This window comes from Catellatospora sp. NPDC049133 (assembly GCF_040648455.1).
Taxonomy (GTDB): domain Bacteria; phylum Actinomycetota; class Actinomycetes; order Mycobacteriales; family Micromonosporaceae; genus Catellatospora; species Catellatospora aurea.
In genome coordinates this window covers 92,584-109,868 of record NZ_JBEZDT010000013.1, presented here as the reverse complement: position 1 = coordinate 109,868, position 17,285 = coordinate 92,584, and the positions used below count along the sequence as shown (strand labels likewise).

General features: G+C 64.6%; 11 protein-coding genes and 1 tRNA gene. 6 read left to right on the top strand and 6 right to left on the bottom strand.

Annotated features, from left to right (window positions below; genetic code table 11):
• Positions 1-107 precede the first annotated feature (107 nt).
• Complete coding sequence (locus tag AB0B35_RS16980; protein WP_361046071.1) at positions 108-1,376, bottom strand: hypothetical protein; 1,269 nt, start codon at positions 1,374-1,376, stop codon at positions 108-110.
• Complete coding sequence (locus AB0B35_RS16975) at positions 1,373-1,897, bottom strand: SigE family RNA polymerase sigma factor (RefSeq protein WP_361046069.1); 525 nt, start codon at positions 1,895-1,897, stop codon at positions 1,373-1,375. The genes AB0B35_RS16980 and AB0B35_RS16975 overlap by 4 nt, the downstream gene beginning before the upstream one ends.
• Before the next feature lie 365 nt (positions 1,898-2,262).
• On the opposite strand from AB0B35_RS16975, the gene AB0B35_RS16970 reads away from it, so the two are divergent.
• Positions 2,263-5,220, top strand: a complete 2,958-nt coding sequence (locus AB0B35_RS16970) for a glycoside hydrolase family 2 TIM barrel-domain containing protein (protein ID WP_361046066.1) — start codon at positions 2,263-2,265, stop codon at positions 5,218-5,220.
• Between the two features lie 106 nt (positions 5,221-5,326).
• On the opposite strand, the gene AB0B35_RS16965 is transcribed toward AB0B35_RS16970, so the two are convergent.
• Positions 5,327-5,890, bottom strand: coding sequence for an ATP-binding protein (locus AB0B35_RS16965; RefSeq protein WP_361046063.1), 564 nt, complete (start codon positions 5,888-5,890; stop codon positions 5,327-5,329).
• 138 nt (positions 5,891-6,028) lie between these two features.
• Here AB0B35_RS16965 and AB0B35_RS16960 point away from each other — a divergent pair.
• A tRNA-Leu gene (locus tag AB0B35_RS16960) sits at positions 6,029-6,115 on the top strand.
• Positions 6,116-6,645: 530 nt separating this feature from the next.
• Here the strand turns inward: AB0B35_RS16960 and AB0B35_RS16955 are convergent.
• Positions 6,646-8,271, bottom strand: a complete 1,626-nt coding sequence (locus AB0B35_RS16955) for an Eco57I restriction-modification methylase domain-containing protein (RefSeq protein ID WP_361046061.1) — start codon at positions 8,269-8,271, stop codon at positions 6,646-6,648.
• A gap of 717 nt (positions 8,272-8,988) precedes the next feature.
• Between AB0B35_RS16955 and AB0B35_RS16950 the strand changes: the two genes are divergently transcribed.
• From AB0B35_RS16950 to AB0B35_RS16940, 3 genes are read left to right on the top strand one after another with little or no spacing between them, the layout of a single operon-like run.
• Positions 8,989-11,484 carry an ATP-binding protein gene (locus tag AB0B35_RS16950; protein ID WP_361046059.1) on the top strand — a complete coding sequence of 832 codons (2,496 nt, stop codon included), beginning with the start codon at positions 8,989-8,991 and terminating at the stop codon, positions 11,482-11,484.
• Positions 11,481-12,767 carry a hypothetical protein gene (locus tag AB0B35_RS16945; protein ID WP_361046057.1) on the top strand — a complete coding sequence of 429 codons (1,287 nt, stop codon included), beginning with the start codon at positions 11,481-11,483 and terminating at the stop codon, positions 12,765-12,767. Before AB0B35_RS16950 ends, AB0B35_RS16945 begins: the two co-directional genes overlap by 4 nt.
• Positions 12,764-13,438 (top strand): hypothetical protein, encoded by a 675-nt coding sequence (locus tag AB0B35_RS16940; RefSeq protein ID WP_361046054.1) that lies wholly within the window; start codon positions 12,764-12,766, stop codon positions 13,436-13,438. The genes AB0B35_RS16945 and AB0B35_RS16940 overlap by 4 nt, the downstream gene beginning before the upstream one ends.
• A 606-nt stretch (positions 13,439-14,044) precedes the next feature.
• On the opposite strand, the gene AB0B35_RS16935 is transcribed toward AB0B35_RS16940, so the two are convergent.
• Complete coding sequence (locus tag AB0B35_RS16935) at positions 14,045-14,182, bottom strand: hypothetical protein (protein ID WP_361046051.1); 138 nt, start codon at positions 14,180-14,182, stop codon at positions 14,045-14,047.
• A 477-nt stretch (positions 14,183-14,659) separates the two neighbouring features.
• On the opposite strand from AB0B35_RS16935, the gene AB0B35_RS16930 reads away from it, so the two are divergent.
• The gene (locus tag AB0B35_RS16930; RefSeq protein WP_361046049.1) at positions 14,660-15,223 is read left to right on the top strand and encodes an NUDIX hydrolase; all 564 of its coding nucleotides are present in this window, start codon (positions 14,660-14,662) and stop codon (positions 15,221-15,223) included.
• Here AB0B35_RS16930 and AB0B35_RS16925 read toward each other — a convergent pair.
• Entirely contained in the window at positions 15,220-16,596 is a 1,377-nt protein-coding gene (locus AB0B35_RS16925; RefSeq protein ID WP_361046046.1) for a helix-turn-helix transcriptional regulator, read from the bottom strand. The two genes, AB0B35_RS16930 and AB0B35_RS16925, sit on opposite strands and share 4 nt — an antisense overlap.
• Positions 16,597-17,285 lie beyond the last annotated feature (689 nt).

Here is a 17,285-nt window from a genome sequence, read left to right as displayed (position 1 = left end):
GAAGGTACGCCGAGGTGGCGCGTCGAGTCAAATATTCTTTACATGGCCGGCTGGGACGGCACGTCAACGCGGCTTTGCGTCCGCGCTCCCGGCTCAGTCCGGGCCGGTCACGTCCCACGCAGCCAGTCGCGGACGGCGCGCCGTGGCCTACGCCGGGACAGCAGGACGATCACCGCTACCGCCACCAGCATCAACGCCCATCCCGGCAGCCGGAAAGGTGGTGGTGGGCCGGGATCGGCAGCCCCGGGCACACGCGGCTCCGGGCCGATACGGGCCGTGGCTACGTCCAGCTCGTAGACGGTGTCGGGGGCGGTCAGCAGTACACGGGGCGGCTCGCTCAGCTCGTACAGCCGCTGGTTGCCGACGACCGCCAGGGCCGTCTCGCCGCGCCAGCCGACCACCTCGACCAGCGGTGTCAGCTCGCGGCCCACCCGCTGAACGCCTTCGACACCGGGCAGCGTGGGCATGGCCGCGCCCGATGCCGCGTCCAGCGGCAGCAGCCTGCCCTCCTCGTCGGACAGCAGCAGCCGCCGCCCGTCCGGGGTCCACGCGGCCCGGCCCGCCAGCTGTCCCGTCACCTGTGCGCGCCAGGCGACGGTCCCGTCGCGGTGGTACGCGGCGACCTGGTCTCGTTGCTGGACCGCGAGCATCGACCCGTCGGGTGACAGCGCGGCGCTCAGCTCCCGGGACGCGCCCGGCAGTGGGATGAGCGGGACCTGCCAGAGGCCGCGTCCGGTGGGCACGGCCACGACGGTGATCTGCCCGCCGACGGTGTCGTCGCTGGTCGCGTCGCCGTCGTAGTGGACGAGCGCCGCCACGGCGCCGTCCGGTGACCAGGCCAGGGGCGCCCCGGCGTCGAGGGTGGTCACGTCGCCGGTGGCCACGTCGAGCAGGCGGCTGCGGGTGTCGTTCCCGGATCCCCAGCGGGCCATGAGGACGTATCGGCCGTCGGGGGAGAGCAGGATCGTCTTCGTCCAGTTGGAGGCGAAGGTCCACTCGGGCCGGTCGTACGCGCGATACCGGTCGCCGCTGCCGACGACGGTCAGCGGGGAGTTCTCGCCGGGCAGGAACTGGTCGGCGGTCGCGTACAGGGCCAGCGCGCGGGGCATCGGGGCGTCGTCGAGCGCGGCGGTGCCCGCCGGTGGTGACTCCAGGACGGTGGGCAGTTGGTCGGTTCCCGGCTCGGCGGGTACGGGTGGGCTGGGCTGCCATACGGGAAGGATGATGCCGCCGGCGATGAGCAGGGTCGTGACGGCGGCGAGTGCGGCCAGGCGGCGTCGCCGGGCGCGGCGGGCGCGGGCGAACAGCCCGGACGGGATGCGCATCCCGGCGTTGTCGGCGACCTCGTGCATGATGCGGCCCAGTTCGGTCGTCACCGGTTCACCACCGATCTGGGCTGGTCCGCGACCAGGGTGGCCAGGTGCGGGTTGAGTTCTCGCAGTCGCGCCAGAGCGTGGCGGGTCTGGCTCTTGACCGTGCCGACGGCGCAGGAGAGCTGCTCGGCGGTCTGCGATTCGCTGAGGTCCTCGTAGAAGCGCAGTACCAGCACGGCGCGCTGTTTCGGGGTGAGCCGGCGCAGGGCGTCGTCGAGGACCAGGCGCAGGTCCTGGTCGGTGGGTGCGGCGGCGAGGGTGGGCGGCTCGTCGGTGAGGGTCTCGGGTGGGCGGCGTCTGAGGGCGCGCCACCAGGACACGGACTGGGTGAACAGGATGCGGCGCACGTACGCCTCGGGGTCGTCGATCCTCGCCCAGCGGACGGCGGCCCGGCACAGCGCCGCCTGCAGCAGGTCCTCGGCGTCCTCGCGGTGCCCGGTGAGCAGGTATGCGATCTTGGCCAGTGCCGCCGAGCGCCCCGCCACGAACTCCTCGAAGGAAGCCTGTGCCTGCCGCGTGTCCATCAACACCTCCTGCTTACTCAGACGCCCGCCACCGGGGCCGTGGAGGGAGGGAACCTATCGCGTTGATGATCGACGGGCGGGCGTGGCTCGGGGAGCAGGCGCCGGATCCCCTGCGAGCCGGTGCCGGTCTCGTGAGTGTCCGCTGCCGGCGGTACCGTGCGGCCGGGACGCGTTCGAGGCGGCGTGGCACGACGGCGGATGCCGCGCCCGGACTGGCCGAGTATCTCCGATAGATCGACATGCAGTGACCTCCAGCCGGTCGCTCTCGTAGCCGCAGGTGCAGGGAAAGGCAAATCCGGCAGTGGCGCAGGTCGCGCCAGCGGTTCTTGTTGACATCTGATGGATGCTGTTGGAATCTGTCCGGCGTGCGATATCTGGAGACGATCTCGACGGGGTACGGGGCGCTGCCGCCCCGCGCCTACCCGGCCACCGACGCCGCCCGCCTGAGCCTGAACGGCACCTGGCGGTTCCGGCTGACGCCCACCGCCGACACGCCCGCCGACTTCGCCGACCCGGCCTTCTCCGACAGCGACTGGGACGAGATCGCCGTGCCGTCGCACTGGCCCCTGCAGCGCCGCGACGGCAGCTGGGGCAACCCCATCTACACCAACGTGCGCTACCCGATCCCCGTCGACCCGCCGTACGTGCCCACCGACAACCCGACCGGCGACCACCGGCTCACCTTCGACCTGCCCGACGGCTGGCCCGGCGGCGACGCGCTGCTGCGCTTCGACGGCATCGACTCGTGCGGGCGGATCTGGCTCAACGGCACCGAACTCGGCGTCACCTTCGGCAGCCGGCTGCCCAGCGAGTTCGCCGTCGGGCACCTGCTGCGCCCGACCGGAAACGTCCTGGCCGTGCGCGTGCACCAGTGGTCGGCCGGCACCTACGTCGAAGACCAGGACATGTGGTGGCTGCCCGGCATCTTCCGCGACGTCACCATGCTCGCCCGGCCCGACGGCGGGCTGACCGACGTGCGCGTGCACGCCGGTTACGACCACCGCACCGGCCTGGGCACCCTGCGCGTCGACACCACCGAAGGCGCCGTGCTGACCTGCCCCGAGCTCGGCCTGTCGGCGGCGCCCGCCGGGTTCGCGGTCGAGCTGCCGGTGACGCCGTGGACCGCCGAGACACCGCACCTGTACCGGGTCGAGGTCGCCAATGGTGTTGAGCGGGCCGTGGTGGCCGTCGGGTTTCGCACCGTCGTGATCGAGGACGGGCTGTTCAAGGTGAACGGGCGTGCGGTGCTGTTCCGGGGCGTCAACCGGCACGAGTTCGACCCCGACCACGGCCGCGTCGTCAGCGAAGACCTGATGCGCGCCGACCTGCGGCTGATGAAACAGCACAACATCAACGCGGTACGCGCCAGCCACTACCCGCCGCACCCGCGCTTCCTCGACCTGTGCGACGAACTCGGCATGTGGGTGATCGACGAGTGCGACCTGGAGACCCACGGGTTCGGGGAGAACGACTGGCGGCGCAACCCCACCGCCGACCCCGCCTGGCGCGACGCGCTCGTCGACCGGGCCGTGCGCATGGTCGCCCGCGACCGCAACCACCCGTCGATCGTCATGTGGTCGCTGGGCAACGAGGCAGGCGTCGGCGACAACCTCGGCCACATGGCCGCCGCGATCCGGGCGCTGGATGACACCAGGCCCCTGCACTACGAAGGCGACCGCGAATGCCGGCACACCGACGTGTACAGCCGCATGTACGCCGACCACGCCGAGGTAGAACTCATCGGCCGGGGTGAGGAGCCGCCGCTCGACGACCCTGAGCTCGACGCCCGCCGCCGCGCCATGCCGTTCATCCAGTGCGAGTACGCCCACGCCATGGGCAACGGCCCCGGCGGCCTGCACGAATACCAGCAGCTGTTCGAACGCCACGACCGGCTGCACGGCGGGTTCGTCTGGGAATGGATCGACCACGGCATCCGGTCACGGACCGCCGACGGGCGCGAGTTCCACGCCTACGGCGGCGACTTCGGCGAAGAACTCCACGACGGCAACTTCATCTGCGACGGCCTGGTCTTCCCCGACCGGACACCGTCACCGGGGCTGCTCGAATACAAGAAGGTCATCGAACCGGTCCGCATCACCGAAGCCGGGCGCGGCACGTTCACGATCGCCAACCGGCACGACTTCGCCGACCTGTCCGGCCTGACCCTGCGCTGGACGTACGAGATCGACGGCATCGAACACGCGACCGGCGAGCTGCCGTGCCCGCAACTGGCGGCGGGCGAGTCCGAGACCGTCGCACTGCCCGCAGCCGGCGTGCCGGGTGCCGGTGGGGGAGCAGGGACTGAATCGGCGGCCGTTGGTGAGGCGTGGTGGACGGTGAGCGCTGTGCTGGCCGAGGACACGGCCTGGGCCGGTGCCGGGCATGAGGTCGCCTGGGGCCAGTGGCCAGCCGTGGAGGCCTCCGCCCAGGCCAACGGGGTCAAAGCGACAGAATTTGCGCTCGACGGCATCGCACCCGTCGAGATCAAAAGCGATGTCGCGCCGGTCGGCCTCCACGGAGCCGAGGCGGGGTTCGGCTTGCCGCAAGCGGCTCGCTTCGACGAGCATGGGCAGCTGGTGGAGGTCGGTGGAATCGCGCTGGTCGCGCCGCGAATCGACCTGTGGCGGGCGCCGACCGACAACGACGCCCACGCCCTGGCGGCGCAGTGGAGGCACGCGGGCCTGCACCGGGTGCATGAGCGCACGATCGGCGTAACCGCCGACCGCGACGCTTTGCTCGTGCGCACCCGGGTCGCCCCGGCCGCGACCGACGCCGGCTTGCTGGTCACCTACCGGTGGAGCGAAGCCGGCGACGTGCTGCGGTTGCAGCTCGACATCACCCCGGACGGCGTCTGGACCGTGCCGCTGCCCCGGCTCGGGCTCCGCCTCGGCCTGCCCGCCGTGTACGACCAGGTCGAATGGTGGGGGCGAGGACCCGGCGAGGCCTACGCCGACACCCGGCTCGCCGCCCGCGTCGGCCGCTTCACCAGCACCGTCGACGCCATGCAGACGCCGTACATCTACCCGCAGGAAAACGGGTCCCGGCTCGACGTGCGGTGGGCGAGCGTGACCGACACCACCGGTGCCGGGCTGCGGATCGAGGGCCGGTCGCCGTTCCAGCTCACGGCCCGGCGGTGGACCAGCGAGCAGCTCGACGCCGCCCGGCACCTGACCGATCTGGTGCCCGGTGAACACGTGTGGGTGAACGTCGACCTGGCCCAGCACGGCATCGGCAGCAACTCCTGCGGCCCCGCCGTACTGCCCGAGCACGAACTGCACGCCGCCCCGGTCACCGTCACGGTGGTGTTCACCCCGCTTCGGTGACCGGCACGCCCCTCTGCGCTCGCCTGTGCGGTGTGCTTGCAGGTGCCTGGTGGCGCTCATCGGGGTGCTGACATGCGTTGGGTGTGGCCGTGGGGCGTGTGCTGGATCACTGGTGCAGGAGCGTCTTGAGCTGGGTCTCTAACGGTTCGGCGCCTGCGCGGTTGTCGACGGTCAGGTGCGGGACCGGGGGCTCGATCCCGGCTCGGATCTGCTCGGTGAAGGCGTCGAAGCCGGCCAGTTTCTGGGCGTCGCGGGGCAGCCCCCTGGCGTGCAGGCGAGCGTGCAGGGTCGTGGGATCCGTGCGGATCCAGACCAGGTGCACCGGGTCGCCGCCGAGCTCGGTCACCCACGCCGCCCACCGGTCTGGATCATGGATTTGGCCGGTGAACGGGGCGTCCAGGAGCACGGGGCAGCCGTGGGAGCGGATCAGGCGGGCCGTGGCCGTCATACCGCCGTACTCGTGGATCTTGACGTGCTCGTCGTACCAGGGGCCCTCGCGCTCGCCGTGGGGACGGCCGGCGGCCTCCAGGGTGGCGGCGACGAAGCCGCCGTAGAGGACATCTTTGTCGAGCAGGGCCGGGACCGGGTCCAGGGCTGCCAGGAGCAGTCGGGACACCGTGCTCTTGCCTGCTCCTGGAGGGCCGGCGACGACCCATGCGGCGGCGTTCACGCTCGGAGGGTACCGACACCGGTAACCCGATGTGCGTGATCAACGGGGAGCGTGTATCGTTGTGGCTCGTGCGGCTGACGCCGGACACCAGCGGAGATGTGCCTCCGAAGGTGGCTCGGGGAAGGTCGGACACCACCGGTCCGGGTGGCGGAATGGCAGACGCGCTAGCTTGAGGTGCTAGTGCCCGTATAGGGCGTGGGGGTTCAAGTCCCCCCTCGGACACCACAGAACCGCACCGCTGCGGTTTTTGAGTACGACCGTGTTCAAGTGCGCTTGAACGCGGTCGAACCATTTATTGGGTTTGAAGCTGCCCTTGGAAAGAAGGCGACTTCGAGGCGTTTCCATTAAGCTAGTCGATCTCCGAATTGCTACTCCGTGTGGTCGACAGTCACCATCCGGGTGTGGGTAGGGGTTTAGTGCCAGCAGTTCGTCGCACACCCTAGGGCGACAGGCATCGATTGCTTATGTACGATTCAATGTCGGTTGCCTCGATTCGGTGGCGCGCTGGTGGTAACGTCTGTGCTGAGACTGGCCGATATGGCCGGACCATGTCCGACTGAGTGCCAGTCGCACAGCTATGTGACGAAATAACTTAGCCACATATTGCGCTGGCACTAGCGCGGTGAATCGCTAGCGCGCTAGTGCTTCATTCGGTAGCACGTGCTCCGCGGAGTCTTTTGCATTAGTGGCGTTCGCACTCCGAAGTTGACTACAGGGCGCATTTATCTGAACGCCGAATCTGCAGCACCTTTCGATCATCGCGTGATGTGGTTACAGGTTGGCACTGGCGGCGAGATGGCTGCGGCTATCTGCGCCGGTACCATTACCTGCGCCAAGGCGCGGGGTTCGATCTTGACAAGTCCGTCGCCGTGGAACTTGCGAGCGGCCACGCGCAAAGATTCTTGTCCGTCCGCCGATCTCAGCCAATCAGCGAGGACTCGAGCTCCTTCGGGGAAAGCCCTGCCATCTCGATATCGGAAGCGCAAGCCGTAAAGGGTATTGGTCGGTATTGCGCCTATTTCGTTGACGACTATGCGGAACTCCTCCTTCCCCATTGGCCCAACGAGGATTTCTGGAGCAGGAATTCTCTCGACTGCGAACCAGGGCGAACGAACCTTGCAAAGGAATCGCTCATGGAGCATCTCATCTTCCCCTGCCTTGATTAACGCCCGCACGCTTGCGTCTTTCTCGTCCTCGTCCGTGAGCTGCAGCAACCAGCACTTTGCACCATCAATGCCGAGCTTCTGATGAGAACTCTTATCGAGAACATCGCCTTCGAGGTGGCGCAGTCGGGAGATGGCTGGCACGCAGACGTGTGGAGGCAGTTCGTCTACCTCGGATTTCGTCCGTAGGAAGAATGAGTTGGCACCGGTCGCGACCCCCCGCCGGACTACTGCAATTTGGCTTAGAGGGACACTATTCACAGACGCGGACCCTGCCGGCGCGGCCCCAGCTTGGAGCTGCTCAGGGCTAAACGAGCGGGGTGCTGCACCTCGCCGCTGATCTTCAAATACGCTGGAGCTAGTGAAACCGTGCTCGATATCGCCAACCACCTGGAAGATCCGTAGCGGTCGACGCGTTGTTGTTTCGGGACCGACAAAAATGACCATGGCCGGTACCTGCGCGCCTGGAAAGACATTGAGTTCGTTCGGAAAGAGATGAAGATCAACTCGACGTTGAGTCCGCATCCAAAGATCCTTTCGCACCGAACGTGCGTAATCGGCTTCAAGCCAGTTGGCCGGCAGAAGAAGGCAAAGTGAGTCATCATCCTCGATGACAGCGAGTGCGGCGGCGAGGAAGTAGGTCGACAATCCGGCCCTGCCGCCTGGGGCGAGAATCCCGCAGGCAGCCTGCAACTTGGTCTTGCTACTCGCCGACATCTTTTGGTGCCGAACATATGGTGGATTGCCTAGAATTAGACGCGGCGCCGCAAGGCCCGGCCACGTTGTCTCCAGCCATTCTATGAAGTCCTCGTGGCGTACGCAGAGCTGTCCGCTGCCGTTCTGCAACCCAGCAGCAGAAGCTGATTCTGGACGTGTCGCAAGCAAGCCTAAAGTAACAAGATTCACGTCCACGGCGTGAACGTCGGCGTCAGGCCACCACGAGCGCGATGCGACCGTGAATGCACCGACACCTGCACCGGGATCTGCGACCGATCGAGGCGGTCTGGGGAGAGTCCTGACTAGACTTCGCATGTAATCGAGAACAGGTTTTGGCGTGAAGAACGTGCCGAGCTTGCGGCGGCGTGGGCCAGAAACGATGCGTTCGTAAAGCAGGGCTAGCGGATCTTCGTCTCCGGCAAGGTCTGCCTGAAGCTCGTCGATCAATTCATCCGAAGGAGCTGGAGCGTTAGCCAGCCAGTCACGCACCGCCTGCGGCAATGACGTGAGATTGATTCTTTCAGCGCCTCTTTGTGCGAACGCAGCCGCAACCCCGCCCAGCGCGGCAAGTTGACGACGCTCAGCCTCATTCGCGCCGGCGACTTCACTCTCGGGTATTGGCTCCATGTTTGCCGCGCGACACCATCGAGCGACGGCGCTGACGGACGGCCGCCATGTGCGAAGGTTGCGATCAAGGGGAGAAACCCCGACGCCGTTGGGGGTCGTTCCGCGGAGGTCAGACCCTGGCACGACCGACTTCCTCCTGACGTATCTCATGCAACGACGGCGCAGATGCAGTGACGGGCGCGGCCCGGCTCAGGCCACAACCAGGTACGGTGCTTGGTCAAGCTTGAGTCGGCCGGTCACCAGCGACGGGCACCGGGATGTAGATTGACCGGTTGCTGGCCAGCACTCCCTACGTTGATCGGCAGTCGCATCGGTTGAAAGCTTAAGGGTAGCGGTGTAGGCCAGGGGCAGAAGGGTGCCCTCGCACATATCGAGCCGACTGAGCTGCCCCGAGTGGGTGGTTCGCCTCCACCAACGTCTGGCCACCGCATGTCCGCCCACATGAACTGGCACAGAAAATCGATCGAGACGCAACTCGCCGACGGGGTTCCCCACTTGACCACTGACGAGCCCCCAACGACAATCTCACCCAGTACGCGCATACCAGTGTTGGTCGCGCGCTTCTTCGCATACGTCGGGAGGTGAACGGCTATGCCTGGGTTTAGCGTGGATACCCATCTGCTGCGAGAGCTGGGCGAGCTTCTCGTCGGCCGCGACAGTACAGCCTTACTGGAGCTGGTCAAAAACGCCTACGACGCCGACGCTTCGCAGGTCGTTATTGATGCGGTAGGTTTGTCGACGCCTGAAGGAATTCTGCGAATCGTCGATGACGGCAACGGCATGTCTAAGGACCGCTTCGAAACCGCCTTCCTGCGAATTGCTAGTCGGGTGAAGGAAGCCGACGACAGGCGGTCACCGATCTACCAGCGGCGCTATACCGGCCAGAAGGGAATCGGCCGCCTCGCTGCACACAAGCTCGCAGCCTGGCTCAGCGTTACTAGTGTTCCGCGAACTGTCGCCAACTCGACGGCCGGCGAGGTCTTAGCTGACTCGACGGGCGTAAAGGCCGTCTTAGACTGGGACCTTATTGAGGCTCAGGACGACCTTGAAGATCTGAAGCGTGGGCTGGACGTAACGGCTGTCCCCCCTTTGGCTGGAGTGCCTCATGGCACCGCGCTGGAACTACGCCGGCCGCGATCTCGCTGGACTGATATGCAGCTTTCGACATTCGTCCGTGAGATTCGTTCAGCACAACCGCCGCAGGTTCTCGCCGATCCTCAGTCCTCACTTGCGCTTGCAGCCTCGCCTCTTCTAATTTCACAGCCACGAATTCGTGATGCTCGGCGCAACAAGGACCCTGGGTTCCAAGTTCGGCTGACCGGTGAGCTAGAGGTTGGCGATGATCTTTGGCACCAGGCTAGCGAAGAATTTGACTGGCTCTTAGAGATCGACGCTACTACGGAAGTCGTTCACTATCAGGTGACTCCGTTGGCCCGCTACGCGGCAAAGGAACCCTATGCGCAGACTTACCGCTTCCAAAGGCACGTGCCACTGAGCGGACGTCCTCAGTTCCAGGCCCGAATCTTCACAATGCCTAATGCTAGTGTTCGTCGTGGCCCTCTCACCGGCTTCGTTCGCTCAAATACTGGAGTTCGCGTATATCTCGAAGGCTTCCGCGTGCTCCCTTATGGAGAGTATGGCGATGACTGGTTAAATATTGATCGCGACTACCGTGGTGGCGCAAGATTTTACTCGATTGATGTTGATGCCGCCACTAGCGATCAAGTTGAAATTGATAAGCGCGAAGCTCTTTCGGCCACTGGAAATACCGGCTATGTGGGCGCCGTATTCCTGACCGAAGATGGAGCAGGCGGACTACGCAGCCTCGTCAATCGAGAAGGGTTCGTTCCGGACGCCGTCTTCGATTCCCTAACAGACCTGGTTGTTACGGGTATTCGCCTGACGGTCAGGGTCCGGCGGTCGATATTTCTGCGCGTGGCTGAGAGAGAAAGAATGCGAGAGGAGGCAATGCAGGCAGAGCGTCAGGCTGCCGCGCACCGCCAAACCTCCGCCGAAACGGCCACGCAGTCAGAGGATAAAGTAGACACCTCCGAGAGCGGTCAGGACAGCCGTTCCGCAACTGGTCCTGTCGCCGCTGAGGCACAGCGTGAACTGCCGGGTGCCGCAGCTGACGGGAAATCAGAGAAGTCGGCCGCGACGCAACACACTAAACCCTCGGATGTGCTTCAACCGACGATTATGAAGACACAGACCAGGGTGGTAATAGAGCAAACCCACCAAGCAGTGGTTAACCTTCGAAGGGCCACAAGTGCGACGCCGGACCTGGTAACAATCGAAACGATCGTGACCGGATTCAACGCGGTCGAATCCGAACTTGCGAGACTCCGCGAACTGCAGCCGGATCTGCGGGTACTCGCCAGCGTCGGCCTACAGCTGGGCGCTTTTGTGCACGATATTAACGGAATGCTGGGCCAATCCAGCACTGTCAAAGAGTTGCTGGCCCCACTTCTCGCTGACCCGACTCTTGATCGTCAGCAGCAAATGAGAATCCGTAAAGTGGCTAGAGCTCTCGATGACTTAACGCACACTCTTGCAAGGCAGAGTAGTTACTTAACGGATGTTCTTGTAACCGATCCTCGGCGCAGGCGATCTCGAATCTTGGTAGCGGACCGACTCGACGTGGTTCGCAGATTGTTGTCGGACCAGGTTGCACGCTTGGAAGTAGTAGTGGAAGACGATCTTCCGCCAGATCTTAAGACTCCTCCGATGTTTCCTGCAGAAGTCGGCGTTATGTTGACAAACCTCTTAACTAACGCAGTGAAAAATGCGGGTTCGCCAGGTAAAGTTCGCATCTCGGGAGAATTGCTAGGCAATCGAGGAGCCACTATTCTCGTGCACAATACTGGCGTAGCGGTCGATTTGGAAGATTCGGAGCGTTGGTTTCTGCCATTTGAGAGCACAACAGTCGAAGTAAATGACGTTCTTGGCCAGGGACTCGGGTTGGGCTTGCCCATCACGCGGGCCTTAGTAGAGGATTACCGCGGCACCATACAATTTGTTGCGCCCCCCTCCGGCTTCGCTACCACAATCCGAGTCAATCTCCCAGACCCCCAGGAGCGCCGGTGAGCCAAACTCCTTTCGATAACTTTGACGATGCGCCTCGCGTGCCTATGGTGGTAATCGTCGACGATGAAGACCAAAGCAGCTTTGCCGAGCTAATTCATGATCAGGGTGTCGAAGCGGTGGCGATAGGCCCCGACGATCTGGACTCTGAGCTTCTAGCTAGAGCCACGGTCGTCGTTCTCGACCAATACCTCGAGAATTGGCCTCAGCGAGCAAAACTCGAATTGCCTCTTACGCTCCGCGTGCCGGACGGGCTCGCTCTTGCGGCAGTGCTTCGATCCCACGTAGAACATAGCGGAGGAAAGAGTGGTCCGACGCGAGCGCCTGTCGCCTTTGCATTGCGTACCGGCGAACTCGACAAGCTGGGAGTTGGGCTGCCGCGGGGGGCAAGGGAGCATCTGCTAGCACGGCAATATAACCTCGAATGGGTCTTTAGTAAGGGCGAACAGTCAACACCAACTGGACCATCCGTAGCTGCACGGGTTGCAGCCCTAGCACGTGCAAGCAGCACACTCCCAACCGACTGGACTGCTGACAGTCACGATCCCGGTCTCGGCTGGCTCGCCCTCCCGTCGTCACCGTGGGCGGACGATGTCAGGTGGCAAGTGGAGCAATGCCGACCGCCTCAGCATGTCGTTGCGGAACGGTCTGCAGGTATCGCCTGGTTACGGTGGTTCCTACATAAAGTTCTTCCCTTTCCCACATTCCTGCTCGATGAAATGCATCTTTCAGTGGCGCTCGGGCTTACCGTAAATGCCCTCAAACAGGTGATCCGTTCCGAGAGCGATATGGCGACTCGTCTAAATGAAGTGCTGTACCGTGGACCACTAGATAATTTCCTCGGCAATCGGTGGTGGCGGGCTGGCGTAAGTCACCTGGTCGAGGAAATGATCGAAGAAGGCAGCGCCTACGGCGAGGGTCGAACTCGATCGATTGCTGCTGCTGTGTCGCACCTACATGGATCTAAACTCGAGGAGATCAGTGTCGATGATCCGGTAGTGGGGGTACGCGCCGACTACACAATAATCCCATCGCCGCTTAGTGCCGCCAACTGCGTCCGCCTTCAGCCAGATGAATGGCCTCCATATGCCGACGATGCGTGGTCTGAAAAGAGCGCTGTCACAGGAGAGGACGCGGATCGTGACCTGTTGGCACTCGTCGTATTGACTGATCGTTGGCGCATCAACAGCGAGGCCGACGAGTTTGACGATGTACTTTCTTCCGAAATCAGCGGCGACGAGTCCGATGGGCTGGAAGCGCGCGACGCCGACAAGGAACCGCAATGAATCCGACAAGCATTGCCTCGCCGAATGCTTCAACCCTTGGCCCTGAGGTCGTTTACGTCGCCGACACTGGCCCGCTGTTATGTCTAGGTGGCTCGAAGAAGCTCCGTGATGTTTTCAAACAGCGATGCTATGGCAAAGCGCACTGGGTGGTGGCTGTTCGCGAGGAGCTATTGCACCAAGCCCGCGGCAAAGACGCTAGGGCGCGCGCGGCGCAGGCCTACACGGGTAAAGCTGCTGCGTGGCTGCCAGCTGCTATCACATTTTCCGATGCCGACGAATCTGAACTCGTTGTGATCAAAGAACGCTTGGAGGAGCTAGCTAAAGAAAAGGAGATACGCACGGGGCGCGCAGCCTCTACTCATCAGCTGGCCCACCTCGGCGAGACTCAGAGCATCCTTCATGCGAGGCGGCACAAGCACACGTTGCTCGCGCACGACAACGACGCGCGGAAGGTGGCGTCTGAACACGGCATCCCCACCGCTACAATGATCGCGTTGGCGCAACGGCTCGTACGAGAGGGTCATTCAGCCAAGGAATTGGCTAACGAGTTCCAGGCGCTAAAGCTGGATAACATAGACCTTGGAGCACCTTTTATGGGACCTCTTGACCTTACGCCTCGCCCGAACCCGCCAATACCAAGACAGCGCCCGTCTAATTCTTCGGGTACTTAGATACTCCAGCCAACTTCCCTGAACGCAGAGCAGCCTCCTGCGCGAAATTTTCCGCCCGCGCCGATCAGTTCCCAGGGCAGTGACGGGGAGGCTGGCGGCGTGACCGAACAGCGCCGCGTGTGCTGTGGCGCTGGGGAGCGCGGCTTCAGCTCCTAGCAGGACAGGCACCGGCCCGCGGGCGTCGTAACGAAGCTGTTCAGTCATGGCTCGGTGGGCTACTTCCCGACCCAGTAGGACGGCAGCTGGCACAGTGACTCGCACCCGGCTCATGGTGAGGCGTCCCGAGGGCTGGTGCTCCACCTTGGGTGACCTGCGCGATCGCAGCGTGTCCCTCACTGTTGAGTCGCAAGTTCAGGCCGCTGGTGCGGCGTACCGGGTCCATTAGTCGCTCGTTCAGCAGTTTGTATAGCGTGGCCGTCACGGCCGCCACCGACACGTCCGGCAGCGCTGCGGTCAGTTCGCGGACGGTCCACATCCGCTCAGGCTGAGCCAACAACTTGCTGTAGATCTGCTGCCTGGGCGTGCTGTGCACCGCGAGTACGTTGGCGTGCATTGGTCTCATGCGGGATCACCGTCCTGTACCGCCTGGGCCCAGCGAGCCTGTGATCATGGGAACCGGGCGAACACGCAGGCGAACTCGTAGCACCCCATGCACAGGCCGTGTTGATCAGGCGTGTGCACCAGCAGGATCGAGCGTGCGTCCTGCTCGATGCCGGCACCTGGCTTGTCAGCGGTGATGGTCATGACCATGGTCCCGTTCTGGTGTCGAGGGCTTGGACGTCAGTGGTGCTCCATCCGGCGTCGACGAGCACGTCGAAGGCCCAGCCGTAGGTCGTGCACGGGAACATCTCGTGGCAGTTGAGGCAGCGATCACCTTCGGGCCACGAGATCGGGCAGTGCACCCGCGCCAGGTGTTCGGCCTGGGGTAGGCGGGTGCGGACCGACCCGCTTGTGTTCGGCGCGACGTCCACCGTTGGAACCTCCCGTCGTAACGCGATGCGCCCGGCCGGACGGAAGCGGTGTCACGTCCGGCCGGGGCCTTCTCCCGCTGCCCTTGCCCCCGCGGTGCGTGGCGGTGGCTCGGTAGCGGGATCGACGGGAACGCCCCGTCGGTCAGTAGCGTGGCGGCTGCGGCTTGTAACCAATAAGCGGACAAGCGTCAGCCGCTGTCGGCCGACACCGATGCGTCGAGCGGGAGCCGGAACCCGCTAGGGTCGTCTCATGGAGGCGGCAGGACGTCGAGCCAGCGAATGGACGATCCACGGCGAGCGGGTGCTCGACGACACCCGGCGTGCAGTGCTGAGCATCGCCGACGTTGAACTGCCCAACGGGGTCCGCTTCGAGCAGTACGTGCTCCGCGTGCCGACAGCGGCGATGGTGATCGTGGTCGACGACGCCGAGCGGGTGCTGATGATGTGGCGCCACCGCTTCATCCTCGACCGGTGGGTGTGGGAACTGCCCGGCGGCTACATCGACCCCGACGAGGATCCAGCCGTGTGCGCCGCACGTGAGGTCGAAGAAGAGACCGGCTGGCGACCCCGGTCGCTGGAACCGCTGGTGACCTTCCAGCCCATGGTGGGCACCATCGACCAGACGAACCTCGTCTACCTGGGGCGGGGGGCCGACCACATCGGGACGGCACCCGACGTCAACGAGGCCGAAAGAGTCGAGTGGATACCGCTCGACGATGTCGAGCGGCGGATGCGCCTGGGCGAGATCGTCGGCGCTGGCTCCGTCTCAGGCCTGCTCGCTGTCCTTCTGCTGAGAGCGCAGGGCAAGCTCTAGGCGGCAGTCAGCACAGGGCGAGCCCGTTCGGTGAACTCGCGCACGGCGGGCAGGCCGGCGTGCTTGGCCAGCCGGTCCGACAACTCGCCGAGGTAGTCGCGAGCGCGCATCGAATCCAGCCCTTCGGCCGCGTCGACCGCCTGAATGCCCACCGCGCTGGCCTGCTCGAGATCACCTGCCTGCGCGTGCGCGGTCGCCAGCAGCGCCAGGTTGAACTGCTTGCCACGCGCGTAATGCCGGCCGTCCATGTCAAGGGATCGCTCGGCGAAACGCTGGGCGAGGTCACCTCGGCCCAGGGTGGCGAAGCAGTGCCCGAACTTGGCCGCCAGATACGACTCGTCAAAGTATCCGATCCACTGCGGGGCGCTGGTGCGATCGGCCTTGTCGAACGTGCGCTCAGCCCGGTCCAGGGCCTTGGCGCAGGCCGCCTCGTCGCCACCGGATGCGTGGCCCTGCGCTTCCAGGACCGCGGACTCGGCCTCGATCGCGTTGATCCCCGCCTCCGCGGCCACTCGGCCCGCCGCACGGGCGAGATCGACGGCGTGCGTCGAAGCTCGCAGGTAGGCGGCTTGGTGGCTCATCGCTGCAAGGATCTCGGCACCCAGGGCGCGGTCACCGGCACCATATGCCAGCCGCAACGCCTGGATCATGTAACGCTGAGCCAGGCCGTTCATGCCGATGTCATACGACGCCCACCCGGCCAGTTGTGTCGCCTCGGCCGCAGCCGACAGCAACGCCCGGCCCGTGTTCGCGTCGTATCTGCCCTGCAGCATCCCGGCCACCTCTCCTTGGAGGAACCGCACGATGCTCTCCCGCACATGGCCGCCGCCGAACTGGTTGTCGAGAGTGCGGTACGTGGCCGTGATCCGCTTGACCGTCTCGACGTCGGGCTCACCGATCAGGCGATCACCGTCGCCGGACGGCTGTTCATCCATCGGCGAGACAAGCCACCGCATCGCAGGCGCCATGAACGCCGTGGCGCTGAACCCGACTGCCCGAAGTACCTTTCGCCGCTGCACATCTTCCTGCCAAAGGTCTACGGCGAGGGCGATACCCTGTCGCCAATCCGGCGCAAACTCTAGCCCGAGACCACTGGGGGCGTCGTGGAAGTCGCGAACATCTTCCTGTCCGCTGGTGTCGGCTGACATCTCACGCACCATGGCTGACAATTCACCATTGCCGGCAAGCGCGCCGTCCAGTAATACCGCGACCGACACGCTCGGCTGCTTCTTGCCGGCTTCCAGGTCCCACAGGTACCCGTGTGAGCAGTGCACCTGTTGGCCGAGTCGACGCAAGGAAACTCCCCGCTGTTCACGCAGCTCTTTGAGGCGCGAGGGGAACCTCGGATTGACCGAAACCGACCGTCGCGGCATGACCACATCTCCTGAGCAAACGAGTCCAAGGGGAACGCGGCGTGAGGATGTTCGCCATAGAAGGGTGGGGCATTGACGCGACACATTCTTCCATATGCATCGACGACCCACACACTGTCGGCACACGGAGCGCGTCGCGACCTGGCATCTCAACTGTGTCAGGGACCGCCCTTAGGATCGGCACATGAACACCGAACTCCCGCACAAATGCGGTTCCAGGGTGGTCAAATGCCCCCTCGGACACGTTAACCCCCACGCGAGGTTGCCTCGGTGGGGGTTTCTGCTGTTCGGCGCTGGCACGCTCGCAGCGATTGGGGCGACTGGGGGATTCGCGCCTTCGAGTTCCCGGGCGATGCCGGCGACACTGCGGCCCGACGGGCTGTACCGAGTCAGCCATGCGGTAGCTCCCTTCGGGAGAGCTTCGCGCTACCTTGAGCAAATCATCATCAATCGTCTCGATTAGAGGGAGTCCCCTACAAGGGTCGCAAACCTGATCGAGTTTTGTGCGCACCGCAGCCTCGCTCGATCAATGGCCTTGGCCTGCAACCACAAGATCTCCAACGAAGGCGGCGCGTAAGCGATGACTGGGGTGGATGCGGCGCCTTCGGCGGACCGCGATCGGCCGGGCCCTGCGGGCCCGCCGCGGCGCGAAGCGCTTCGGCTGGTGCGCCCGGCAGCAGCGGCCGGCC